The organism is Mycobacterium sp. NGS45, assembly GCF_059812645.1.
The window spans coordinates 145,831-170,864 of record NZ_JCALDB010000007.1 but is presented as its reverse complement, the minus strand read 5'-3'; the positions used below and the strand labels follow the sequence as shown (position 1 = coordinate 170,864).

17 protein-coding genes are annotated in these 25,034 nt (G+C 68.9%); 4 read left to right on the top strand and 13 right to left on the bottom strand.

From position 1 onward, the window contains the following. Both nei2 and AC5Y3P_RS08915 read right to left on the bottom strand, forming a co-directional pair. Complete coding sequence (gene nei2, locus AC5Y3P_RS08920; RefSeq protein ID WP_500045540.1) at nucleotides 1–753, bottom strand: endonuclease VIII Nei2; 753 nt, start codon at nucleotides 751–753, stop codon at nucleotides 1–3. Beyond that, nucleotides 753–5,285, bottom strand: a complete 4,533-nt coding sequence (locus tag AC5Y3P_RS08915) for an ATP-dependent helicase (RefSeq protein ID WP_500045539.1) — start codon at nucleotides 5,283–5,285, stop codon at nucleotides 753–755. Before AC5Y3P_RS08915 ends, nei2 begins: the two co-directional genes overlap by 1 nt. A gap of 87 nt (nucleotides 5,286–5,372) precedes the next feature. Between AC5Y3P_RS08915 and AC5Y3P_RS08910 the strand changes: the two genes are divergently transcribed. Continuing rightward, nucleotides 5,373–7,565, top strand: a complete 2,193-nt coding sequence (locus tag AC5Y3P_RS08910) for a winged helix-turn-helix domain-containing protein (RefSeq protein ID WP_500045538.1) — start codon at nucleotides 5,373–5,375, stop codon at nucleotides 7,563–7,565. 16 nt (nucleotides 7,566–7,581) lie between these two features. Here AC5Y3P_RS08910 and AC5Y3P_RS08905 read toward each other — a convergent pair whose 3' ends face one another. From AC5Y3P_RS08905 to AC5Y3P_RS08890, 4 genes are all read right to left on the bottom strand, one after another. Continuing rightward, entirely contained in the window at nucleotides 7,582–7,758 is a 177-nt protein-coding gene (locus AC5Y3P_RS08905; RefSeq protein ID WP_500045537.1) for a hypothetical protein, read from the bottom strand. A gap of 74 nt (nucleotides 7,759–7,832) precedes the next feature. Next, complete coding sequence (locus AC5Y3P_RS08900) at nucleotides 7,833–8,840, bottom strand: hypothetical protein (protein WP_500045536.1); 1,008 nt, start codon at nucleotides 8,838–8,840, stop codon at nucleotides 7,833–7,835. Next, entirely contained in the window at nucleotides 8,837–10,162 is a 1,326-nt protein-coding gene (locus AC5Y3P_RS08895; protein ID WP_500045535.1) for a Dyp-type peroxidase, read from the bottom strand. The genes AC5Y3P_RS08900 and AC5Y3P_RS08895 overlap by 4 nt, the downstream gene beginning before the upstream one ends. Further along, the gene (locus tag AC5Y3P_RS08890) at nucleotides 10,159–10,722 is read right to left on the bottom strand and encodes a hypothetical protein (RefSeq protein ID WP_500045534.1); all 564 of its coding nucleotides are present in this window, start codon (nucleotides 10,720–10,722) and stop codon (nucleotides 10,159–10,161) included. Before AC5Y3P_RS08890 ends, AC5Y3P_RS08895 begins: the two co-directional genes overlap by 4 nt. Nucleotides 10,723–11,385: 663 nt before the next feature. Here AC5Y3P_RS08890 and AC5Y3P_RS08885 point away from each other — a divergent pair. After that, nucleotides 11,386–11,745, top strand: coding sequence for a heme-binding protein (locus tag AC5Y3P_RS08885; RefSeq protein WP_500045533.1), 360 nt, complete (start codon nucleotides 11,386–11,388; stop codon nucleotides 11,743–11,745). A gap of 48 nt (nucleotides 11,746–11,793) precedes the next feature. Here the strand turns inward: AC5Y3P_RS08885 and amaB are convergent, their stop codons facing one another. Beyond that, nucleotides 11,794–13,335, bottom strand: a complete 1,542-nt coding sequence (gene amaB, locus AC5Y3P_RS08880) for an L-piperidine-6-carboxylate dehydrogenase (RefSeq protein WP_500045532.1) — start codon at nucleotides 13,333–13,335, stop codon at nucleotides 11,794–11,796. Continuing rightward, on the bottom strand, nucleotides 13,332–14,552 hold the full coding sequence (gene hglS / locus AC5Y3P_RS08875) for a 2-oxoadipate dioxygenase/decarboxylase (protein WP_500045571.1): 1,221 nt from the start codon (nucleotides 14,550–14,552) through the stop codon (nucleotides 13,332–13,334). Before hglS ends, amaB begins: the two co-directional genes overlap by 4 nt. A 45-nt stretch (nucleotides 14,553–14,597) precedes the next feature. Between hglS and AC5Y3P_RS08870 the strand changes: the two genes are divergently transcribed. Beyond that, entirely contained in the window at nucleotides 14,598–15,056 is a 459-nt protein-coding gene (locus AC5Y3P_RS08870) for an Lrp/AsnC family transcriptional regulator (protein WP_500045531.1), read from the top strand. 348 nt (nucleotides 15,057–15,404) lie between these two features. Here the strand turns inward: AC5Y3P_RS08870 and AC5Y3P_RS08865 are convergent, their stop codons facing one another. The 5 genes from AC5Y3P_RS08865 to AC5Y3P_RS08845 all read right to left on the bottom strand — a co-directional run bounded on the left by AC5Y3P_RS08865 (nucleotide 15,405) and on the right by AC5Y3P_RS08845 (nucleotide 23,486). Next, nucleotides 15,405–16,064 (bottom strand): hypothetical protein, encoded by a 660-nt coding sequence (locus AC5Y3P_RS08865; protein ID WP_500045530.1) that lies wholly within the window; start codon nucleotides 16,062–16,064, stop codon nucleotides 15,405–15,407. 44 nt (nucleotides 16,065–16,108) lie between these two features. Further along, nucleotides 16,109–20,638 (bottom strand): cation-translocating P-type ATPase, encoded by a 4,530-nt coding sequence (locus AC5Y3P_RS08860; protein ID WP_500045570.1) that lies wholly within the window; start codon nucleotides 20,636–20,638, stop codon nucleotides 16,109–16,111. Between the two features lie 150 nt (nucleotides 20,639–20,788). Further along, nucleotides 20,789–21,274, bottom strand: a complete 486-nt coding sequence (locus tag AC5Y3P_RS08855; protein ID WP_500045529.1) for a NifU family protein — start codon at nucleotides 21,272–21,274, stop codon at nucleotides 20,789–20,791. Further along, a complete protein-coding gene (gene feoB, locus AC5Y3P_RS08850; protein ID WP_500045528.1) occupies nucleotides 21,271–23,214 on the bottom strand; it encodes a ferrous iron transport protein B in 1,944 nt (647 codons plus the stop codon). Before feoB ends, AC5Y3P_RS08855 begins: the two co-directional genes overlap by 4 nt. After that, nucleotides 23,211–23,486, bottom strand: coding sequence for a FeoA family protein (locus AC5Y3P_RS08845; RefSeq protein ID WP_500045527.1), 276 nt, complete (start codon nucleotides 23,484–23,486; stop codon nucleotides 23,211–23,213). Before AC5Y3P_RS08845 ends, feoB begins: the two co-directional genes overlap by 4 nt. Nucleotides 23,487–23,634: 148 nt before the next feature. On the opposite strand from AC5Y3P_RS08845, the gene lat reads away from it, so the two are divergent. Continuing rightward, nucleotides 23,635–24,990: an L-lysine 6-transaminase gene (lat, locus tag AC5Y3P_RS08840; RefSeq protein WP_500045526.1), complete on the top strand. Its 1,356-nt coding sequence runs from the start codon at nucleotides 23,635–23,637 to the stop codon at nucleotides 24,988–24,990. Nucleotides 24,991–25,034 lie beyond the last annotated feature (44 nt).

The following is a 25,034-nucleotide window of genomic DNA, read 5'->3' as shown; positions in this document are numbered from 1 at the left end:
TCAGCGCTGACAGGCCGGGCACCAGTACTGCACCCGGTCGGCGTCGCGGTCGGTGACGATCAACGTCCCGCAGCGCCGGCACGGCAGACCGGCCCGCCCGTACACCCACAGCTCACGACCGCGGCGGGTATCACCGGTGGTGACCCGCTGCACCCGTAATCGGTTGGCCCACAACATCTGTTGGGCCCGGGTGACCAGCCGGTGCGGATCGGGCAGTTCGGCTACCGCTGAGGTGGGTCGCAGGCCGAACAGGAAGCACAGCTCGTTGGCGTACACGTTGCCCACCCCAGCCAGCACCCGCTGATCCAGCAACGCCTCGGCCAACGCGCGCGACGGCTCGGCCACGAGGTTGGCCGCGGCGGTCTCCGCGGACCAATCAGCCCCCAGCAGATCTGGCCCCAGCTGCGCGACGACGTCCTGGTCGCCTGCGCGGGGCAGGACCTCCAGCACCCCGAGGTCGACGCCGACGGCGCGGGAATCGGCGGTCTCCAGAATGATCCGGATCTGGTGGGCGGCCGCCCGCACCCGGCCGGTCTGCCAACTGCCGTCCATCTTCAGATGCGAGTGGATGCTGGCCGCACCGACCCGGATGAACAGATGCTTACCGCGGCTGAGCACCTCATCGACGCGTTGGCCGCTCAGGTCGACGGTGGCGTACTGCGGCACCCGGACATCGCAGCGGGTCAGGGTCTTGCCGGTCAACGCCTGGCGCAACTTCTCGGCGGTGCGGTAGACGGTGTCGCCCTCGGGCATCAGCGCAGCCGCAGTCCGCGCGGTGTGCGGGCGAACCCGGCGGCGATCACGGCCTGCGCGACTGCGGCGTCCCAGTCAGCCAGCACCGGCACGCCGTCGATGCGTTCGATCACCAGCGCATCCACCCGCCGGGTGGTGACCAGTTCGGCCAGCGCGCGAGCGGCCGCGTCGTGCACCTGCGGGTCGGCGCTGAAGGACAGCAGTGAGCGTCCGCCGCGTTCGACGAAGAACGCCAGCTCACCGTCGACCAGCGCCACCAGCGCGCCGGCTTTGCGGCCGGGCCGGTGCGCGGTCTCGCTGTCCTCGGATCGGGTGGGCCAACTCAACGCGGCGCCGTACGGGTTGGCCGGGTCGGTGGCGGCCAGCGCCACGGCCACTCCGTCGCGGGTGCGGCCGTCGACGCCGTCGGCGAAACTGCGCAGCCGGTCCACGGTGGCCGCGGTGGCGAACTGCGCCCCGCCCAGCGATTCGATGAAATAGCCGCGCTGACAGCGTCCGGCCTCTTCCATCGTCTTGAGCACCTTGTACAGCGTCGCGAACCCGCCGGGCACGTTCTCGGCTGCCACTGCTCCCTTGGTCAGCACGCCGTGCCGACCAAGCAGCAGATCGGCGGTGAAGTGCGCCCGCACCGTGGAGTCCGGCTCCGGCGCCGGCAGCGCCGACCACCGGCCCGACACCCGGGCGTCGGTACTGCGCAGCTGCGGGTTGGCCACGTGGTAGCGGCTCATCCGCGGTGCCCGGCGCTGCCGATGCGCGGTCGAGCTGCGTCGACCCGAGCGGGGTTCCCCGAGCAGCCGGGCCCGCACCGGCGCGAACGTGTCGCCGGTGATGTAACCGGACCAGATCAATTGCCACAGAGCATCTTTGAGTTCGTTCTCGGGCACACCGGGGACGTCGAACTGGCGGAAGAAATACGCACCGCCGCCGGCCAGCGCGTCCAAGATGCCGTGCTGGGCCAGGTTCAGGTCCAACTGTGTGGGTGCGGTCAAGGTCAGCGGCGCGGTGTCGGCGGGATGGAAGGCCACCCAGCCGTCGCTGCCGGCCAGCTCGCCGGCACCCGACCACAACACCTCGCCGGAGGCCAGCAGTTCGTCGAGCATGCCGGGCTGATAGTCGCGGACCCGCTGACCGAAGATCAGCGGCTCGACCGCCGAAGCCGGCAGCGGCACCCCGGCCAACTGGTCGATCACCGCGGCCAGCCCGTCGATCCCGGAGGTCGCCTCGGCGCCCAGCTGCTGCCAGGCCGGCAGGAACCGGGCCAGCGCCGTCGTCGACACCGGCTCGATCTGGGCCCGCAACGCAGCCAGCGAGCGTCGGCGCAGGATCCGCAGCACCTCGGCGTCACACCACTGCTCACCGACGTCGTCCTCGGTGAACTCACCCCGGATCAGCTTGCCGTCCAGGGCAAGTCGGCCGAGCACGTCGGCGCAGACCCGCAGGCCCAAACCGAACCGGGCGGCGGCGGACGCGGTGCTGAACGGTCCTCGGGTGCGCGCATACCTGCCCAACAGTTCGCCCAGCGGGTCTAACACCGGTTCCAACAGCGCGGCCGGTACCCCGACCGGCACGGCGACCCCGACACCGTCGCGCAGCCGGCCGATGTCCTCGACCACGGCCCACCAGGTGTGCCCGGCGTAGCTGAGGGGCATCACGCGTTTGGCGGTGTGCAGCCCGTGCAGCCAGCCCCCGACGTCGGCCACCTCGGCCCGCTCGACGATCTCGTCCTCGGTGAGCGGGCCGAGCCGGCGCAGCAGGTCGGCCACCCCTTCGGCGTCGCGGGCCTTGCGGTCCTCGGACAGGTGCTGCAACTGGCGGTGGGTGGCGATGCTGACGTCGGCGTCGAGCAGCTCGCGCAGTTCGATCCGGCCGAGCAGTTCGGCCAGCAGTGTGGGATCCAAAGCCAGTGCGGCAGCGCGGCGTTCGGCCAGGGGGCTGTCGCCCTCGTACATGAACGCCCCGACGTAGCCGAACATCAGCGACGCCGCGAACGGTGACGGGCTGGGGGTCTCGACCTCCAACACCCGCACCCGGCGCGCGGCGACACCGGCCATCAGGTCGGTGAGCGCGGGCACGTCGTAGACGTCTTGTAGGCATTCCCGCACGGCTTCCAGCACGATCGGGAAGTCCGGGTAGCGCCGCGCGACGTCGAGCAGCTGGGCCGCGCGCTGCCGTTGATGCCACAGCGGGGACCGCTTGCCGGGGTGCCGGCGGGGCAGCAGCAGCGCCCGGGCCGCGCACTCCCGGAACCGGGACGCGAACAGCGCCGAACCGCCCACCTCAGCGGTCACCACGGGTTCGATCTCATCGGGTTCGAAGACGAACAGGTCTGCGCCGGGCGCAGTTTCGACGCCGGTGTCAGGCAGCCGCACCACGATCCCGGAGTCCGAGGCGGTCGGTTTCTCGTCGATGCCGTACCGCTCGTAGAGCCGTTTGCCGACCGCCAGCGCCAGCGGACCGTGCACCCGCAGCCCGTAGGGGGAGTGCAGCACCACTCGCCAATCGCCGAGTTCGTCGCGGAACCGTTCCACCACCAGCGTGGAATCCGACGGCACGGTGCCGGTGGCGTTGCGTTGCTCGTCGAGCAACTGCCACAGGTTGTCGCCGGCGTAGGACGCCAAACCCAGTTCGGCGCAGTGGGCATCGAAGGTGGCGCGGTCCAGGGCGGCCAGCTCACCGGTGAACGCCCCGATCGCGGCACCCAACTCGACCGGGCGGCCCACCCCGTCGCCGCGCCAGAACGGCAGCCGGGCGGGTTCGCCCGGCGCCGGCATCACCAGCACCCGATCGTGGGTGATCTCGGTGATCCGCCAGCTGGTCGCGCCCAGTGAGATGACGTCGCCGGGCCGCGACTCGTACACCATTTCCTCGTCGAGTTCGCCGACCCGCGCCGGTTTTTCGGTGTCCGCGGTGGCGGCCAGGTAGACCGTGAACAGTCCCCGGTCCGGGATCGCGCCACCGGAGGTGACGGCGAGTCGCTGCGCGCCGGGGCGGCCGGTCAGCACGCCGGCGTCGCGGTCATACACGATGCGGGGCCGCAACTCGGCGAAATCCGTCGAGGGGTACTTGCCGGACAACAGATCCAAGGTGGCCTCGAACGCGCTGGCCGGCAGCGTTGCGAACGGTGCCGCCCGGCGCACGATGTCGAACCAGCGTTGCGCATCGAGGGGTTCGGACGCGCACGCCGCCACCGTGTGCTGGGCCAGCACGTCGAGCGGATTGGCCGGCACCCGCATGGTTTCAATCTCGCCGGCGCGCATCCGCTGCACGCTGACCGCGCAGTCGATCAGGTCGGTGCGATGCTTCGGGAACAGCACCCCCTGGCTGATCTCACCGACCTGGTGCCCGGCCCGGCCGATTCGTTGCAGGCCGCTGGCCACCGACGGTGGGGCTTCCACCTGGATCACCAAATCGACTGCACCCATGTCGATTCCGAGTTCCAGGCTGGAGGTGGCGACGACGGCTTTGAGCTGGCCGCTCTTGAGCGCATCCTCGACGTCGGCGCGGGCTTCCTTGGACACCGAGCCGTGATGTGCGCGGGCCAGTACCGGTTCGGCGCCGTAGGTTTGGCCGCTGCCCAGCAGCTGCGCCGGCGCGCCGCCGGCCACCTTCGGGTTGTGCCCGCCCAGTTCGATGCCTTGCCGTTCGGCGTGAATCTCGTTGAGCCGCGCCGTGAGCCGCTCGGCCAACCGCCGGGAGTTGGCGAACACGATCGAGGAGCGATGCGTTTCGATCAGGTCGACGATGCGCTCTTCGACGTCGGGCCAGATCGAGCCGGCATCCAGCGTGCTCATGTCCGGTACCGGGACCTCGACCCGCAATTCGAAGGTCTTGGCCGCCGGCGGCGCGACGATCCGGGTCGGCGCCTGCCCGGACAGGAACCGGGCCACCTCCTCGGGTGGGCGCACCGTGGCCGACAACCCGATCCGCTGCGCGGGCTGGGCGAGCAGCGCGTCCAGACGTTCCAGCGACAGCGCCAGATGCGCGCCGCGTTTGGTGCCGGCCACGGCGTGCACCTCGTCGACGATCACGGTTTGCACCTCGGTCAACGTCTCGCGGGCGGCCGAGGTGAGCATCAGGAACAGCGACTCGGGTGTGGTGATCAGGATGTCCGGTGGCTTGGCGATCAGTTCCCGTCGGCGTTGCGGCGGGGTGTCCCCGGAACGCACGCCGACGCTGATCGCCGGCGGGGTCTGCCCATTGCGTTCGGCGATCCGGGAGATACCGGTCAGCGGGGTGCGCAGGTTGCGTTCGACGTCGACGCCGAGCGCCTTGAGCGGGGAGATGTAGAGCACCCGGGTGCCGCGGCGGGCGGCGTCGTCGTCGGAGCCGCGGCGGGCGAGCTGGTCGATGGCCCACAGGAACGCCGCGAGCGTCTTACCCGAGCCGGTCGGGGCGATGACCAGCGTGTTGTGCCCGTCGGCGATGGTGTCCCAGGCCTGCTGCTGCGCCGGGGTGGGCGCCGGGAAGGTACCGCTGAACCAATCCCGGGTCAGCGCCGAGAAGCGCGCCAGCGGATCGGTGAGCGGGGCCATCAGACCATGGTGCCAGCGGGCACCGACACTGCGGCGCCGGACGCCGTGGGGTAGGCAGCGGGGCCCGGACCGGAATACGATTTGCTGGTGGTAGCGGGGGATTGGCGGCCGAGCGTGCCCGCGGCCACCATCGGGGCGCCGGCCAGAGCCGGCTTCGTGCTGAGCCGACCGGCATTGCTGCACCGGTTGACTGCGACCACCCCCGGTGACCTGATCGTCGTCACCGCACCGGCCGGCTACGGCAAGACCACCGCCGCGCAGTTGTGGGACGAGGCCGACGGCCGCCCCTTCGCCTGGCTGCGTCTCGACGTCCTGGATGCCGATCCCGCGCATCTCGTGTTGCATCTGGCGAGCGCGCTGGACCAGGTGGTCTCGATCGGCGCAGCCACCCTGCGCTATCTGCGCGGTGCGGGTCGCGACCCGGTCAGTCAACTGGTGCCGGCCCTGGTTCGCGCGCTCGAGCAGCAGCAGGTCGTGATCGTGCTGGACGACGTCCACACCCTTACCGCCGAAGACGCGGTGCATACCCTGCAGTCCTTCGTCGCTCACCTCCCGGCTTCGGTCTCGGTGGTGCTGCTGGGCCGTTCGACGCCGCCGGTGGAGCTGGCACGACGTCGCTTGCAGCGCAACGTGTCCGAACTGGGCCCGGCTGAGCTGAAGTTCTCCGAACCAGAGGCCGCCGCGGTGCTGCATGCCGTCGGCGACGCCGACGAGCCCACCGTGCGCGCCGTGGTCGAACGCTGTGAGGGCTGGCCGGCCGGTGTGATGCTGGCGGCCTTGGCGCTGCGCGACGGTGCCGCGGCGGTCGGTTTCACCGGGCGCAACCGGCTGGTGGCCGACTACCTGGTCGAGGAGGTGCTGGCGCGATTGGACCCGGACACCCTCGAGTTCCTGACCGAGTCCGCGCTCCTCGACCGGTTCTGCGCCCGCAGCCTCGACACCATCCTGGGCCGTTCGGATAGTCGGCTGATGCTGGATCGGGCTCTGCGCTCGGTCAACGGTTTCCTGGTGGCTCTGGACGACGAGCGGCGGTGGTACCGCTACCACCACCTGTTCGGCGACCTGCTGCGGGCCCGGTTGCGGGACGACGATCCGGAGCGGTTCCGTGAGGTGTCGTTGCGGGCCGCGGACGCGCTGGCCGAAGCCGGTGACGTCGACGGGGCGCTGCAGCAGGTCGTCGCCGCCGGGGACCGGGCGCGCGCGGCGGCGCTGGTGGGCGCCGAGGCCGTCGTCCTCGGTTTCGACGGCCGGGCCGGCGTATTGGCCCGGCGCATCGCCATGCTGGATGACCGGACCCTGGCCGAGTACCCGGACGCGGCGATCGCGAACGCCTGGCTGGGGGTGACCGCCGGCGACGCCGCATTGATCCAGCGATCGCTGTTGGCCGCCACCCGAGCCGACCGCGGTCAGCCGCTCGCCGACGGCACGCCCTCGGTGAAAGTGGCTGTTGCGCTGGTCAATTCGTTGGTCGGAGTGCGCGGACTACGCGATGTGGCGCACAGTGCGGAGCAGGTGCGTGCGGCCGGCAACTACACCGTGAACCGCTGGTGGGGTGCGGCCACGGTGATGTACGGCGCAGCCGCCGCCATGCGCGGTGAGCCGCGGGTGGCGCGGGCGGCATTGGAATCCGCCTTACCGGCCACGACGAATCTGCCGGGTTTTCATGCTGCAGCGCTGGCGCATCTGGCGCTGCTCGACCTCGCCGAGGGCGACGACGCCGGTGCGCGGCAACGCAGTGCCAGCGCGCGGGCCATCGCCGACGAGCACGACCTGTGCGATCTGGTGCCGATGGTGGTGGTGTACGCCACCAGCGCGGTGCTCGCGGCACGGTCCGGCGACGAAGACCGCGCTCGGGCCGCAGTGGCGATCACCGAGCGGCTGCTGGGCGGGCTGGGCTTCTTGGCCGCTCGCACTGCTCTGTTGGGCCACGGGTTGTTGGCGTGGACCGCTGCGGTGCTGCGCGACGAGGACCTGCTGAGCGAGCATCTGGACGCCGCCGATCGCGCCGCCCGACGCGAACCGGACGCCCGGGCGCTGGCGCAGCGCATCGAGCGGGTCCGGGCGATGGCCAATACCGGCCAAAGACCGTTGTCGGCAGCCGAACTGAGGCTGCTGCCGTATCTGGCGACGCACCTGTCGCTGCAGCGAATCGCCGATGCGCTGATGATCGGACGGGAGACGGCCAAGAGCCAGACCGCCTCGATCTACCGCAAGTTCGGGGTGTCCTCGCGCACCGCTGCGGTTGCCGAGGGCAAGCGAATCGGACTGATCCCGCGGTAGCTCGGGTGTCGGGTCCTCAGAACGAGAATGCCAGCACGGTGTGCTCGAGTTGCAGCACGGTATAGAGGCACACTGCCAGCAGCAGGATCGTCACGATCCAGGCCACCCAGACCACGGCCCGGGTGCCCTTCCAATGCCGACCGTTCAGCCAGCCCCGCAGCCCGGACTGCTCGTGAGGTGCCTTGGCGTCCATGAGGGCAGCCTACCCAGCCGTCGTCGCGATTTCGGTGCGTTTAGGGGCGGTCACCGCACCCAAACGCACCGAAATCACCAAGTGGCGAGGTTGCGCCACAGGTTGCGCAGACTGTCGGTGCCACCGAACAGCGTGGTGAAATGCGTGGAATCGACGACGACGATGTCACCGACGCGCTCACCGGCGGGCGGCATCCAGACCACGGCGTTGAACTCGGTGTGGCCGGCCGCGGTGAACGGGTGCGGGCGGTGCGGATCGACGGGCTGACGGGCCAGCACCCGCACGGCGTCGCTTTCGGGCACGGTGAGCTCATAGTGCGGCAGATGCTGATGGAAGCTCAGCGTCGGCACGCCGGTGAGCAGGCCTGGCCCGTCCAGATCCGGGAACCGGGTCAGCGGTGCAATGTCGCGGGTGCCGGTGACGACGGCCGGCCGCAACCCCCAGACATTGTGGACGGGCACGTTCAGCGCTTGCATCAATGCCCGGGTGTAGTGACTGAAGCGCTGTTGCCGGGGCACCAGCGGGTCGCCGTGGTGTTCGTACTCGACCTGACGCTGGGCCAGATCGTCGGTGAAGCCGACATCGTGGTGCGGAGCCAGCACCAGACAGGTTCCGTCCCGGCGCAGCCATGCGGTGAGCGCCTCGACTTCGGCTGCGCTGGGCTGCAATCCGGAACCGAGGTGGTCCAGGCCGAACACCATCAGGGTGTCGACGTCGTCGAGCACCCGCTCGTCGATCGGCTGGTGGTAGCCGGCCTGATCGACGCGCTGGAACACCGCGACCGGATGCCCGGTCAACTCACCGGCCAGGTCCTGGAACGCCAAGGTGGACCGATGGAACAGCTCGAGGGTCCCGGCAATGCCCTGCAGGAAGTTCGCGGCGTCGAACTCCGGTGTCTCATAGGCCGGGTACACCGCGTTGCGCACCTCGGTCAGCGTCGAGAACCGGTTGGCCATCGCGGCCGGATCACGTTGCGCTTCCCAGGGATAGCTCCAGGTCCAGTAGATGCTGATCCGACGCCGCCCGTCGCGGGCTCGCGGGACGTGGCCCTGGTTGTAGGTGCGTGCCGGCCGAGTCGTCATGAGTCCTCCAGCCCTGCGAGGTAGTGCAGCGCCCTGATCCCGGGCAGGAAGAAGTACGCGCCTCCGGTCAGTGTGGTGAAGGCCGGGATGCCTTTGTGTACCTTGCGGATCGGACGTTTGGGCACGGTGAAGTCCAGGCTGCCGTCCTGGCTGCCGCAGATCGGGTCGTGCTCGTTGCTCAGTTCATGGAACGTCTTGTCGTTGATCCAGACGTTCTGGGCGAACTCGAACTGTCGGATCAGGCTGGCGCAGATGATGAACGCCGCGATGCCGCGGTCGACGCCGTCTTCCGGGGCGCCGTCGGGCAATGCCGGTCCGTAGGTGGCGCCGCGCCGAATCATTCTGCGCCGGTTCATGTTGTGCGCGGTGTCGCGCGGGTTGAGCCGCCGTGCATGGGATCCCAGCGGGCAGGCGTAGCCCAGTGGATCCATCTGTCCGTAGTCGAAGTCGTTGTTGCGCTGCGGGTCTGCACCCAGTTCGGGGTCATCGGCGGTCGGCGCCAGCACCAGCGGAGCGCCACTGCGCCAGCGGCCCATGAACTTGGCCGCCAGCAGTTCCTGTTCCTGCGGGGTCTCGGCGTTGTCGGCCAGATAGGAGCGGAATTCGCCGACGTGCTCGCGCAACCGGCGGTAGGCCATGAAGCTGCCGTTACGGGACAGGATCTCGGGCTCCGGTTGGCCGGTGGCCGGGCCGTCCTCGTCGGGATAGCCGAGCACGAACTCGCCGGGCTCGAGCGCGTTGCCCGAGCCGGGGGTGGGCTCTTCACCGGACCCCTTCATGACGGGCTGGGAGAGCCGGTCCCGGAAACCGAAATGGTCGTGCGCATAGTCGAACGGCGGGTTCGCGTTGAGATCGAGGTGGGAGATGCTCCGCACGCCCGGGCAGCGGGCCAACAGCGCGTCGTGCTCGCCGATGCAGCGTCGGTGTTCGGCCTCGGTGCGGGCGAACAGGATGGCGATGGCGTGCACGTCGTCGCCGGCCAGACCGTCGACCCAGTGCTGCGGTGCGTTGGCGCCGGTGTCCCCGAGGATGTCGGCGCGCGCTGCCATGCCTTCGCGGAACTCGGCCGGGAACGTCGCGAGATGCGCGTCGGGCACACCGAGAGCGCGTAGCCCGGTCCAGGTGAACGCCAAGGTGACCCAGCGCTCGGAGTCGTCCAGGGTGGCGCGGGCTGCGGTGGCTGACTGCACCACGTCGAGCATCTCGGTCAGCCAGGCCCGTCCGGCAGCGACGGTGTCGAACGACAGGAACTCGTAGCGTCCGGTCAGCGCCGGTGTGCGGGTGACCAGGATGTGCTGGATGTCGTCGAGTTCGAGCGTCATTGCATTTGATCGAGCATGTCCGAGAACGCGGACTTCAGGCGCAGCGCCTTCTTGATCTCGTCGGCGGTGACATACGGGTACTCGCCGTATTCCAGGAAGCTCGGGCATTGGTGCTCGCGGACGAACCGGATGAACGCCTCGGGGTTGGTCTGCCAATCCTCGGGGAAGCCCTCGAGATTGGTGAACACCGTGGTGATCCCGGTCTGGCTGAACAACTGCACCGCGTCCTCGGTGTACTTGTCGAAGTCGGTGTCGAAGATGCCCTGGTATTGGAAGTGCAGACCGGAGCCGACGTCGAACAGCTGCCAACGCAGGTAGTGCAGCCGTAGCGGGGCCAGGACGTCGGGAGTGGCCGCGACGGCCTCCTCGATCTGCTTGCCGTAGGCCCGGATCGCGGCCTCGCGTCCTTCCTTGACCTTGGCGATGATCGAGAAGCCGTAGCAGGCCGGGGTGCGCGGGTAGACCGGTCCGTAGCGGCCGCGTTCGAGCTCGAAGTAGCCCTCCGGAGGGATGGCGAGAGCCGCCGGGGCGGACCCGGGCTGCTCAGTATGTCGTGACATTCGATTCCCCTCTGCTCACGCGCCCCCATCCGTCGCTGTGAGGCGAATGGGCCTGGGATCAAGGCGAATTGGCGACTCTAGGGGTATCGCCGCAGGCCTCGACCCCAGGTGAGCACGGACGCTACCGCACACCTGTCACCAGAATCCCAGCCAACCGCCCCGATCGCAGGAATTTCCCCCGATCCGGGGGATGTCGCCGGGGTTGCCGGTCTCTACAGTGAGCGAGCCAATTCTTGGTGGGGCGGGGACTTCGTAATCACGCGGAGCCGCTCAGTCGGATCTACTATTTGGTAGGTGCGTAATTTCGGGGCGATGCACGAGGAGTCATATGATGCGGTGGGTGTATTTGCTCGTCGGACCCGCCATGGTGGCATCGGGTTTGGGATTTGCGGCGCCGGCGTTCGCGGAGTGCACCAGCGCGAACGGCACGACGATTTGTTCGCAGGGCGATGTGCGGGGACCCGATACCGGCGACGGACCCAGTGGTTCCGGTCCGGTGGTGCCCTACCCCTGCGAATACGACTGGTATTGCGACGATTGGGATCTCGACGTGATCGTCGATCCCGGACCGGGATGGGACCCCGGACTGCCGGGCCGACCTGGAAACCGACCGGGCATCGGTCCGCGGCGTTGATGACACGACAGACTTTGAAGGAGCAATCAATGGCCAACCTCACCATCCTGCGCCGCGCCGCCGTCACCGTCATCGGTGCGTCGGCCCTGCTCGGCTTGTCCTCGATCCCGGCGCTGGCCGACGATCCACCCGGTTGCACCTCGGCCGACCTGGCCGGCGTGATGGCCAACGTGGCCACCGCGACGTCGGTGTATCTGCACACTCATCCGGACGTCAACTACTTCTTCACCGACCTGAAGGACTTGTCGATGGAGGAGAAGAAGACCAAGGCGATCGAATACCTCGACGCCAACCCGCAGGTGCGGGCCGAGCTGCAGGCGATCCGGCAGCCCAGCAAGGACTTCCGGGCGCGCTGCGGCGGCACCGGGGCCACGCCGACCGAGGAGTGATTTCGGTGCGTTTGCGGGTCGTCAGCGCCCGCAAACGCACCGAAATCGCTAGGAGAACTGCACGCCCTGGGCCAGCGGGAGCTCCGACGAGTAGTTGACCGTATTGGTGGCCCGACGCATGTAGGCCTTCCAAGCGTCCGAGCCGGATTCGCGGCCGCCGCCGGTGTCCTTCTCGCCGCCGAACGCCCCGCCGATCTCGGCGCCCGACGTGCCGATGTTCACGTTGGCGATCCCGCAGTCCGACCCGTCGGCGGCCAGGAAGCGCTCGGCCTCCCGGACGTCGGTGGTGAAGATCGCCGAGGAAAGACCTTGCGGCACTGCGTTGTTCAATGCGATTGCTTCGTCGAGGGTGTCGTAGGTCAGCACGTAGAGAATGGGCGCGAAGGTTTCGGTGTGCACGACGGCGGTCTGCTCGCCCATCCGCACGATCGCCGGTTCGACGTAAAACGCACTCTCGTCGCCGATGTCGCGGCGCTGCCCACCGAACACCTCGCCGCCGTCGGCGCGGGCCTGTTCCAGCGCGCCCACCATGTCGCGGTAGGCGGTCTCGTGGATCAGCGGGCCCACCAGCGTCCCGGCCGCGGCCGGATCACCGATCGGCAGACTCGCGTAGGCGCTGCGCACCCGAGCCACCACCTCATCGGCTACCGAGTGGTGGACGATCAAGCGCCGCAACGTAGTACAGCGTTGCCCGGCGGTACCGGCCGCGGAGAACACGATGCCGCGCACGGCCAGATCCAGGTCGGCCGACGGCGTCACGATCGCCGCGTTGTTGCCGCCCAGTTCGAGCAGCACCCGGCCGAACCGGCGGGCCACCCGCGGACCGACCGCACGGCCCATCCGCACCGAGCCGGTCGCTGACACCAAGGCGACCCGGGTGTCATCGACCAGGGCTTCGCCCACCTCGCGTCCGCCCAGCACCAGCCGGCCGACCGCGGCAGGGGCGCCGACGTCGTCGGCCGCGCGCTGCAGCAGCGCCTGACAGCCGAGCGCGGTCAGCGGCGTGATCTCCGAGGGCTTCCACACCACGGTGTCGCCGCACACCAGCGCGACCGCGGTGTTCCACGCCCACACCGCGACCGGGAAGTTGAACGCCGTGATCACGCCGACCACGCCGAGCGGATGCCAGGTCTCCATCAGCCGGTGCCCGGGCCGCTCGGAGGCGATGGTGCGGCCGTACAGTTGCCGAGACAGTCCGACGGCGAACTGGCAGATGTCGATCATCTCCTGCACTTCGCCCAGTGCCTCGGACGTGATCTTGCCGGCCTCCACCGTCACCAACGTCGCCAGCTCGTTCTTGTGCTCGATCAGCAGCTCACCGAGCCGGCCCACCAGCGCACCGCGTACCGGCGCCGGAGTGCTCCGCCAGGTCGAAAATGCTTCGGCTGCTTGTGCTATCGCCTGCTGCGTCGCGGTGACGTCGGTCTCGGGAACGGTGAACAGCACATCCCCGGTGATCGGCGTGCTGGCGGGCAGACCATGACCGCCGGGCTCACCCAGCGCGACGTTGGCGCCGACGGCCTCGAGTGCAGCCCGGGCGCGGGCGCGCAGTTGGTCGGCGGTGACGGTGACGGTATCCATGGTGGTCATGATGCCGCTTTCTGGTAGAGGGCGTAGGGGTCGGCGATGTCCCGGTTGAGCGCGGCCGCCAGCCAGGATTGTGAATAGCCGCCGACGTCGTCGGCGTCGGTCATCTGGGCCGCCGAGTCGAGGTTGGAATGGAAGATCCCAGCCGCCGAGGCGGGCAGGAAATCCTCGTAGACGACGGGTTTGGCCGGGTCGCCGCTGCGGTAATAGGCCAGCTGTTCACGGGCCATATCGGCGTCGGTGGCTGGAAAATAGTCCTGCCAGACCGCGGCCGGATCGGGCTGGCTCATCGCCTGGTCATAGCGTTGCCGGCCTTTGGGTGTCAGCGCGACACCTCGGGCCTCCACCTCGCCGAACCGCACCCGCAGGGTGCCGTCGCGCACCGTGCCGTCCGGTTCCCGGAACCGACGCGGTTCGGCCAGTGCCCGAAATGAGGTCTGGCGCAACAACACTGCCGGTCCGGCCGTACGCGGTGGGCCCTGGATGGCGTCGATCATCTCGATGCCGCGCCGGGTCATCCGGGCGTACAGGTCATCGATGTCGAGTACCCGCGGGGTCAGGTGGTTGATGTGTGTGGTGCTCACCCCGGCGATGTCGGCGGCCAGCGCCGAGACCGCGGACAACTCGTCGTACCAGGCCCGGTCGATCGGGGTCCGGGACAGCGCGAAGGCCGCCACGGCCCGGTCGACGAACTCCTCGGCCGCCCCGGCCGGGCAGCCCCCGTCGGTGCCGATCTGGCGGGCCTGCGCGATCAACGCCGGGTCGAACAGGCTGCGTTGCGCCAGGAAGCGCTCGACGCGGGCGCGCAGATCCGGGCTGAAGAACCGCGGATCGGCGGTGGTCAGCATCGAGGTGAACACCCGAAATGGGTTGTGCGCCAACTCGTCATCGTCGGTGGGCCGAAACGCTGTGGAGATGACCGGCAGCGCGGAAGTGGCGTCGCGCAGATCGTAGTAGCCGACCGGGTACATGCCGAACGCGCCGAACAGGTCGGCGACCGCGGCCAGTTCGGTGGCGCTGCCGACCCGGATTGCACCGTGCCGTTCGGCGGTGACCCGCTGCAGGCTGCCCAGCCGCTCGGCGCCGGGATTCGCCGCGACGTAATCGGCATTCACCTGGGCGCTGACTTGCACCAGGGTGGTGTAGGCGGGGACTTCGGCGCCGTACATCCGGGACAGGGCATGCGCGAAGCGGGCGCGCAAGTCGCGGCTGGGGATCATGCGCGACTCGCTCACCACGCGCCCGTCCTGCGATAGTCTCCGGCGGTGGTCTCCGACGAACTCGACGGCATCGACCGGGTCCTACTCCGAGAATTGATCGCCGATGGTCGAGCGACGCTGGCGCACCTGGCGGCCACGGCCGGGTTGTCGGTGTCGGCGGTGCAGTCGCGGGTGCGGCGGCTGGAATCGCGCGGCGTGATCACCGGGTACACCGTGCGAATCAATCCCGACCTGGTGGGCCAACAACTTTCGGCGTTCGTCGCGATCACTCCTCTGGATCCCTCCCAACCCGATGATGCCCCCGCTCGCTTGGAGGGGATAGCCGAAATCGAATCGTGCTCGTCGGTCGCCGGTGAGAACAGCTATGTGCTGCTGGTCCGGGTGGCCTCGGCGCGGGCGCTGGAGGGGCTGCTCCAACGGATCCGTACCGCGGCCAACGTGCAGACCCGCAGCACGATCATCCTACAGACATTCTTCGATGACAGACGCTCTGTGCCGGAATAATTCCGGTAGAGCGTGGCTTTGACGGCATAGGCTCCGAAGGCCGGGCCGGGCGTCGGAACTGACGGCGTAGGTTCCAGCCTCCGGGCGGGGTGTGGCTCGGGTGTCGAGGTGCGCCGCAATCCTGTTTTCAAAGCTCTGGCTGCGCCCAACGCCATGGCTGCGATTTCTGTCGACCCCGACAAAGCGGCAGCCCTGAGGTAGGCCCCGACACTGCGCCCTACCTCAGGGTTGCCACCAGGTAGGGGGACGGCGAAATCGCAGCCCTGAAGACGGTCGGGGTCCTAGCAAGAAAATCGAACGGCCCTGCCCTGGGCCCCGAAAGTTTCAGGGCTGGTGGGCCCGGGGGATTCAGGCCTTCTTCGCCGGGGCCCGCTTTGTCGCAGCCCGCTTGGCCGGGGCTTTCTTTGCGACGGTCTTGGCGGCCGTCTTCTTGGTGGGGGACTTGGCCGGCGCCTTCTTCGCAGCCGTCTTCGTCGGCGTCCGCTTGGCCGCAGTCTTCTTGGCCGGCGCCTTCTTTGCGGCCGGCTTGGCCGCCGGTGCCTTCTTGGCCGGCGCCTTCTTCGCAGCCGTCTTCGTCGGCGTCCGCTTGGCCGCAGTCTTCTTGGCCGGCGCCTTCTTTGCGGCCGGCTTGGCCGCCGGTGCCTTCTTGACCGGTGCCTTCTTGACCGGCGCCTTTTTCGCAGCTGCCGAAACGTTCAGCTCGGCCAGCGCTTCTTCGACGGCCTCTTCCACGGCTTCCTCGGCGGCCTCTTCGGCAGCTTCGGTCGCGGCGTCGGTGGCGTGCCGGGTGGCCAACGCATGCCCGACGCCCAGGCCCAGCGCCACCGGCCAGGGGATCAACTCGGTGACGCCGAGCAGCACCAACACGCCATAGAAGGCCAGCTGATCCGGCGGCGGAACGCCCACCTTGCCGATAACCGGCAGGTTCACCGAGAACCTGCGGGCATCGCGCACCAGCTTGGACAGGTCGTTGTGCGTCGAAACGTACTCGCGAGTGGTATCCAACATTTCATTTCCCATTCAAAGTTAGGTAACCCTTGCCTCAAGGCGCGCTAGGGCTTAGGCTCCCTGTTGTGAGCGACGTCATGCGCAACATCGACACCGACACCCTGGTCAAGTCCGGGGCCCGGTTGTTGACCCCGGCGGTCGAGCACTTCTACGCCGTCCTGGTCCGTGTCGGCATTCTCTCCATCGACGACTGACTCCTCCAAATCCTCGGCCATCCGGTCGATGAGCGAGGGCACCAGCTGCGAAACAGCGCCTGCCGCGACGGCAGCACCGATCGCCTGCGCCCACCCCACCGGGCCCACCGGAGTGCAGCCGAACAACTGACTGACACCCGGCGTGCTGATGATCCCGGCCATCATCGCGACCGTCCCGACATTGGTGGTCACCACCAACGGGTCATGCGAATCCGACAGTGTCTGCATCATCTGGCTGAGCACCAAACCGATCAAACCGACCGTCGACGCGCGCGCCGGTGACCCCACCGGCAGCGCCATCGCCCAGGCCAACGTGCCACCCAGCGTGGTGAACACGCCACGTGCGGCGACCGCACGCCAGATCGCGGCCTCGTCGTGCCGGACTTCCTCGTCGGTCTCGAGCTGCTGGCTGACCGCCACCGCCGCGGCCGGCAGCGCATCGGTCAACATGTTCACCAGCAGCATCTGCCGGGCGTTCAGAGCCGGTCGGCCGGTCAGCGCGCTCGAGATCAACCCGAAGCTGACCTCACCGACGTTGTGGCCCAACAGCATCGACACCGCTGAGTGCACTCGTCGCCACAGCTGCTCGCCCTCGTCCAAGGCCTGCACCAGTGCGCCGATCTGGCCGTCGAGCAGCATCACGTCAGCAGCCATCCGGGCCGGGTCGGAGCCGGCCGACACCACACCGACACCCACCGATGACGCCCGGATCGCGGCGGCGTCGTTGGCGCCGTCGCCGACCATCGCGGTCACCAGCCCGGCGGTCTCCAGCGCCTGCACCACCTCGACCTTGTGCTCGGGTGCCATCCGGGCGAACACCAGGTAGCGCTGCGCGGCCTGCTGGCGTTGCGGTGCGGTCATCGCGTCCCATTCGGTGCCTGTCAACACCTCCTCGGTGCTGACCGGCAGGCCCAACTGGTTGGCGATCACCGCTGCGGTCAGCGGATGGTCGCCGGTGATCAACCGGACGCCGATGCCGCGGCGCTGCAACTCCTCCAACAGCGGCCGTGACCCGGCACGCGGGGTGTCGGCCATCCCGAGCAACCCCAGCGGCGACAGGTTCGCAGTGCACAGCTTGGCGAACTCGATCGGATCGGCGGCTGCCCGGCGAGCCTCGGCGTCGGTGACGGTGCGTTCGGCCACCGCCAACACCCGCAGACCGTCGGCGGCCATCTCCGCCAATGCCTTACGGCGACGGGTCATCTGGGCGCGGGTGCCCTTGACGGCCGGGCCGAGCTTCTCCGGTGCGCCCTTGACCACCAGCCGGTTGCCGATCAGCGCCGCGGCGAACGGCCGGTCGGACTGGAACGGCAGGAACGCGTCGAAGGGCACCGGAACGACACCGATCTCGTCGGCGTACTCGCGGATCGCCTGATCGGTGGCGTGCGTGGCGCGGCCGGTCTCGTCGATCACCATGGTCTGCACGGCCGCACCGATGACGTCGGCCTCGGTGACGCCGGTGATGCTGCGCACCGAGATCACCCGCAGTTGGTTCTGGCTCAGCGTGCCGGTCTTGTCGAAGCACACCACGTCCAGACGCGCGAACGCCTCGATGGCCTTCGGGTTGCGGATCAGCACCGAGGACCCGGTCAGCCGGCGCGCCGACGCCGACTGCGCCAGCGTCACCACCAGCGGCAGACCCTCGGGCACCGCAGCCACCGCGATCGACACCGTGCCGGAGGCGGCCTCGTGGATCGGGGTGCCGCGCAGCAGGCTCAACACCCCGACCAGCCCACCGCCGGCCAAACTCCACGGCAACGCGCGCCGGGTGATCTTCTGCAACTGCGCGGCCAGACCGACCTCGCTGGACTTCACCGGCGACATCGCCATCGCACGTCGCGCCGCGCTGGCGGCACCCGGCGCGGTGACCATCGCCACGGCCCGGCCGGCCACCAAAGTGCTTCCGGCATAGATCATTCCGGTGCGGTCGGCCAGCGTGACGCCCGGCGTGGCCTCGGTGTCCTTGCTCACCGGCAGCGACTCACCGGTCAGTGCGGATTCGTCGACCTCGACGCCGTCGACATACACCAGTCGGGCATCGGCGGGCACCACCTCGCCGGAGCGCACCTCGATGACGTCGCCGGGCCGCAGCTGCCGGGACGGCACCGATTCGCTGCGCTCGGGGTGCTCCCAGTCGCCGATCACCCGGCGCGCCGGCGGTTCCTGCACGGCCAGCAGTCGGCCCAGCACACGCTCGGCGTGCACGGTCTGATACGCGCCGATCGCCGAGTTGACCACCAGCACCGAACCCACCATCACCGCATCCAACGGCGAACCCAGCAGCGCACTGGCCGCGGCGCCGGTGGCCAGGATGGGGGTGATCGGATCGGAGAACTCCTCGCGGATGGTGTTGACGTAGTCGCGCACCGCATCCAGCGCCGAACTGATCCGCTGGGCCGGCGGGGTTTCGGCCAGCGCAGCCAGGGCGGCGACCGCACCGTTGGCGCCGTTGTCATCCTCGTCCGACTGCGCCAGCAACCGCACCACTTCCTCGACCGGCAGCGCATACCAGTCGTGGCCGGGCTCCGGCGCCGGCAGCTCCTCGTCGAAAACCTTGCGGCCCAGGTTGAATCCGGACCACAGCCCGGCGGTGGCGGTCAGGTCCACCGAGGCCGGTCCGCTGCCGGGCACGGTCGGGATCAGCATCAACGCACCCAGCACCGAGCTTCCCGCCGACATCGCCACCCCCTTGCGGGCGGCCTCGCGGGCGGCCGGCAGGGTGCGCAGCACCCGCCAGGCGGCCCCCAAGTTGGGCACCAGGATGTCCGAACCCCACGGTGGGGCATCGCCGTCGCGCACGACGCCGACGGCGACGTCGGCCTCCAGCGCGGCGGTCTCACCGCTTTGGGCCAGCAGCAGCACGGTGGAGCCGTGGCTGCGCAATTCGGCGACGATCTCGGCCAGCGTGTCATCCAGTGAGTCGCCGGGCTCCCGCAGTTCGTCGAAAGCCTGTCGCAGCGAATGCAATCCGTCGTCGGCAATCGAGATGACGCGGGCTTTGGCGTTGCGGGCCTCGGTCAGCAGCGCCGCCGCGCGGGTGTCACGCACCGACGAGATCAGCGCTTCGCCCTCGCCGCTGTGCTTGCCGGGCAGTCCGGCCATCGAGTTCCAGCCCGGTGCGAACAGGCCGTCGTCGAGTGCGGCGACGGCGGCTTGCCAGGTGTTCGAGCGCTGCCCGTTGTCCACGCCGCGGACCCGGCTGACGGTCAGTTGGTAGGTGAACAGGATGCGCGGGTCGACGACGATGGTGTCGACTTCGGCCAGCCAGCGCAGCGTCTGCGGGTGCAACACCAGGCAGCCGTGGTTGTGCAGGCCGCGGCCGATGCCGATGGCGAACGATTCGCGCACCGTGCGGATGGCGCGCGGGGTGGCGACCTGGGTGGCCGCTGCGGCCGTCGCCGCGGTCTCGTTGCGGTTGAACAACGCCAGCAGGGCGGCCGCACCCAACCCGACGCCCATCGACGTCTCGGCGTAGCGGGCCCCGGTCTTGGCGTGCACGCCCTGGTTGCCGTTGCGCGCGGTCAGCACGTCACCGGACTTGGCGGCCAGTTCGGTGAGTTTGGCTTCCGCGGCCCGCCAGGCCACCCGACCGTTGAGCGCTTCGGCGGCCAGCATGGCGCGGGTCATGGTGCCCGACAACAACGTGGCCGGCGAGGCCGACAGCGTCGCGACCGCGGCGCCCACACCGGCGAACGCCAGATCGGCCCCGTCCACGCCGAGTACCTCTTCGATCCGGCGGCGCACCGCGGGATGGTGATCGGCGATCGACAGCGGCACGGTCAACAGCTTCGGCAACCCGCGCACCGGCAACAGGCTGCCGACGAACGCCGCGCCGAAGCCGGCCGAGGACACCGCGGTGGCAGCCATCCGGCTGGCCAGCACGGCGTCGTCGCCGGGCAGCGAGTGGGCGCGTTCCCGGACCGCACCGGCCTTCGGGTCACGCAGGCCGGCCTCGGCGGTGGCCACCACGTGCGCCAGTGCCTCGGCGGTGGGCCCGCCGGGCCCCACCGTGATGACCGCGCGCGCGGTGGGCCCGTTGATGTGCACGGTGTCGACCCCGGGAACATCACGCAGCGCGCTGATCACGGTGTCGGCCAATGCTTTTCCGCCGGTGTCCAATCCGCGCACCTCGACCCAGCGGGATGCGCCGGCCGAACTGTAGCGGCGGGCGGGGGTGGCGCCGGCGGCTTCGGCGATCACGCCGGCCACCGACTGGGTGGCAGCCAGGGTGTCGGCCAGCGCACCGGCCGCCGCGGACGTCGCGCTGCCGACCACTGCCTCGCCGACCGCTCGGCCGATCCCGACGGCTGATTCACCGGTGACGAGCGCGGCGCCGGTGACGGCACGAGCAACTCGCAGCGGTGCGCTGAACAGACCCATCGCCACCTCTCTAAGGATGCGGGTTCAGTCTATCCACGCCCGCGCGTGTCCCGGTCCGAGCTGAGCAGGTCAGCGGCCCAATGTAGGCAAGTGTCAGCTCATATTCGGCCCGGCTCCGGACACCGTCGACTGGTCCCCGCACGGCCCGGTTCAAGCCCGGGTCGCCTGAACCGTGCGCACTTCCGGGAACCGGTCCTGCACGGCCTTGGCCACCAGATTGCGCAACGTCGCGGTGCGCAGCGAGCACTTCCCGCAGGTGCCACCGAGATGTACGACCAGGGTGCCGTCGTCGCTCAGCGACTGCACCGTGATGTCGCCGCCGTGCGAGTCGACGTACGGTGCCACCTCGCGGCGCAGCACCGCGCCGATCTGCTCCAGCAAGGTACCGCGGTCCAGAGATGAAAGTGCCTGGAACAGAACAGTTCTCACGCGCTGGCCGTCGCGGACCCAGCTGCGCCCGTCGGCCAGCCGGGTGCGGATCTCGCCGGGGGAGATGACCAGATCGACCAGGGTGCCGTCGGCCAGCAGACCCGACATCTCGGCCGTCGGCTCGGTGAGCGTGCCGGTGTCGGCCACCCACCGCAGCGTCATCGGATCGGCCGTGGTCTCCGGGTGCAGCTGCGCGAGCGCACTCATCCGGTCAACCACATCGTGATGTAGCGGCCGGCCACACCGCCCACCCAGGCCAGCGCGAACATGTACACCCAGGCCACGATGGGCCAGCGCCAGGTGTTGGTCTCGCGCCAGATGGTCGCCACCGTCGACATGCACAGCAACGCGAATGCGAAGAAGATCAGCAACGCCACCAGCGTCGGTGCGGTGAACAGCGTCTGGCCGGCGTCCGGGCCGGACAGCCAGGTCGCGGTGCGCACCGCGTCGATCGGGTTCTCCGGATCACCCGCGGCGAAGATCTGACCCATGGTCGCGACGAACACCTCGCGGGCGGCCAGCGCGCCGATCAGGCCGACGCAGATCCGCCAGTCGAAGCCCAGCGGGTCGAACAGCGGCTGCAGGAACTTGCCCAGGCTCGCGGCGTAGGAGTTGTCCACCACGAACGAGGCGGCTTCGTCGGGCTCCATGCCCGCGGTCTCAGCCGCGCGCGCCGGCAGGTTCAGCAGGAACCACAGGACGATCGAGGCGGCCAGGATCACGGTGCCGGCCTTGCGCAGGAACGCCTTGGCCGAATCCCACATGGACAGGAACACCGACCTGACCGACGGGAACCGGTACGGCGGCAACTCCATGTAGAACGGCAGCATGTCGCCACCGAGCACGACCTTCTTGAACAGCCAGGCCGTGGACATCGCGCCGATCCCGCCGAGCAGGTAGAGCCCGAACATCGCCAGACCCTGGGTGGACACCGGGCCCCAGCGCGAGGACGGGTCGATCAGCAGACCGATCAGCAGAATGTAGACCGGAAGTCGGGCCGAGCAGGTCATCAGTGGTGCGGCCATGATGGTCGCGATCCGGTCCCGCGACGACGGCAGCGTGCGGGTGGCCATGATGCCCGGCACCGCGCAGGCCACCGAGGACAGCATCGCCACGAACGCCCGGCCTTCCAGCCCGGTGGTGGCCATGATCCGGTCCACCAAAAACGCCGCGCGGGCCATGTAGCCGATCTGTTCCAGCAGCGATATCAGCAGGAACATCAACACGATCTGCGGGATGAACACCAGCACCGCGCCGACACCGCCGATGATGCCGCCGCCCAACAGCCCGGAGATCGTTTCGTTGGTGATGTTGTCGCTGACCAGACCGGACAGCCAGCCGAAGAACTCCTCGATCAGGCCCTGCAACGGTGCGGCCAGCGTGAAGATCACCTGGAAGAACAGGAACATCACCGTGATGAAGATCAGCGTGCCCCAGATCGGGTGCAGCAGAACGCGATCGATCATTGCCGAGCGTTTGTCGGCCTCGGGTGCCCGGTACTCCGCGGCGCGCAGCACCGAGGAGATCCAACTGTTGAACTCGTTGTCGTCGCGAGGCGGCGGAATCGGTACCCGCGGCCAGTTGTGCGGTGCGGCCATCAGTTCGCGCAGCGGTTCGAAGCCCTTGCCGCGGCTGCCGACCACACCGACGACCGGCACCCCGAGTGCGGCCGAGAGCTTCTCGGTGTCGACCCGGCCGCCGCGGTGGGCCAACTCGTCGGTCATGGTCAGGATCACCATGGTCGGTTTGTCCAGCGCGATCACCTGGGCCACCAACGACAGCGAACGTTCCAGCACGGTGGCGTCGACGACGACGGCCAGCGCGTCCGGCGGGGAGATGCCTTCCATGTCACCGTGCAGCAGATCGGCGACCACCTGCTCGTCAGGGCTGACCGGGTGCAGGCTGTAGCTGCCGGGCAGATCCTCGACGGTGAACTTGACCGTGCCGCAGTGCTGGCAGGTGTGCTTACCGGTGCCGACGCTGCGGCTGACGGTGACGCCCGGGTAGTTGCCGGTGCGTGCGCGAATGCCGGTGAGCTGGTTGAAGACGCTGGTCTTGCCGGCGTTCGGGCTGCCGACCAGCGCGATCCGGACCTGTCCTTCCGGGGCGTCGACGGCGCCGACGCCGTGGCAGGCCGGCGCGCTCATTCGGCACCCTCAACGAAGATGTGCCGGGCCTCGTGCCGGCGCAAACACATCTCGTAGCCCAGGATGCGGTACACCGTCGGATCGCCGAGTGGTGCTACCCGCAGCGCCTGCACTTCGTTGCCGGCGCGAAAACCCAAGTGCCGCAGGCGCAACGCGACGTGGTCCGGGGCGGCGTCGCCGATGGCGGCGATGCGGGCCGAGGTGCCGACCGCGAGGTCGGGCAGTTTGCCGAAGCTTCCGGTACCGGCACCGGACGGTGCACTCTCACCCATTGCCATCGCCCCCGTCTTTGACGTGTAGGACAGTTCCTACTTAGGTGAGGTTAGCCAACAGCTGGGTGGTTTACCTGCCGCATTGGTCCCTGAAAAATCCTCGTTCCCTAGCCGGTTATGTAGGAAAAATTTCGATAGACTGTGACTTATGTCGTCATCTATTTCGAATGCGAGGGACTTTGGGCCCATTCAGGTCCTGCCCCGAGATGTTCGCGACGTACTGAGCCGCCGGATGCTGACCGACGGGATGGACTTTGTGCTCGACCTGGAGCGCTCGCAGGGGATCTGTTTGGTCGATGCGCGCGACGGCCGACGGTATTTGGACATGTTCACCTTCTTTGCCTCCTCGGCATTGGGGATGAACCATCCGGCGCTGACGTCGACGTCGTTCCGCGAGGAGCTGGCCTCGGCGGCGGTGAACAAGCCCAGCAACTCCGACGTCTACAGCGTGCCGATGGCCCGCTTCGTCGAGACGTTCGCCCAGGTGCTCGGGGATCCGGCGCTGCCGCATCTGTTCTTCGTCGACGGGGGAGCGCTGGCCGTCGAGAACGCACTGAAGGTGGCGTTTGACTGGAAGAGTCGGCTCAACCAATCCCGCGGACTCGGCGCCGAATTAGGCACTCGCGTATTGCATTTGACCGGCGCGTTCCATGGGCGCAGCGGCTACACCATGTCACTGACCAACACCGACCCGGCCAAGGTGGCGCGGTTCCCGAAGTTCGACTGGCCGCGGATCGAGGCGCCGTATCTGCGGCCCGGGGTGGACATGGATGCGCTGGAGGCTGCTGCCTTGCGGGCGGCGCGGACGGCGTTCGAGACGTGGCCGCATGACATTGCGTGTTTCATCGCCGAACCCATCCAGGGCGAAGGTGGCGACCGGCACTTCCGGCCGTCGTTCTTCGCCGGGATGCGGGCACTGTGCGACGAGTTCGACGCGCTGTTGATCTTCGACGAGGTGCAGACCGGCTGCGGGCTGACCGGTACCGCGTGGGCCTATCACCAGTTGGGCGTTACCCCGGACGTGGTGGCATTCGGCAAGAAGACTCAGGTGTGCGGGCTGATGGCCGGCCGGCGGGTCGACGAGGTTCCCGACAACGTCTTCGAGGTCGGTTCCCGGCTGAACTCCACCTGGGGCGGCAACCTGGTCGACATGGTGCGGTCCCGGCGGATCCTGGAAGTCATTGCCTCCGAGGGGCTTTTCGACAATGCCGCCCAGCAGGGCGAGTATCTGCTGGGCCGGCTGGGTGAGCTGGCCCGGGCGCATCCGGATTTGGTGCGCGACGTGCGCGGACGAGGGTTGATGTGTGCGTTCAGCCTGCCGGACGGCCAGCAGCGCGACGAACTGCTGCGCCGGCTGTGGGATCGCGGCGTGATCATGTTGGCCAGTGGTGTGGACAGCGTGCGCTTCCGCCCGCCACTGACGGTGTCCCGGTCCGAGCTCGACATCGCGGTGCGCGCAGTGGGTGATGCGTTACCTTCTGCGTTACCTTCCGCATTCATTTAGCGTCCAGGTAGGCGTTTTGCGGGTAAGTCGCTACCACGATTCGC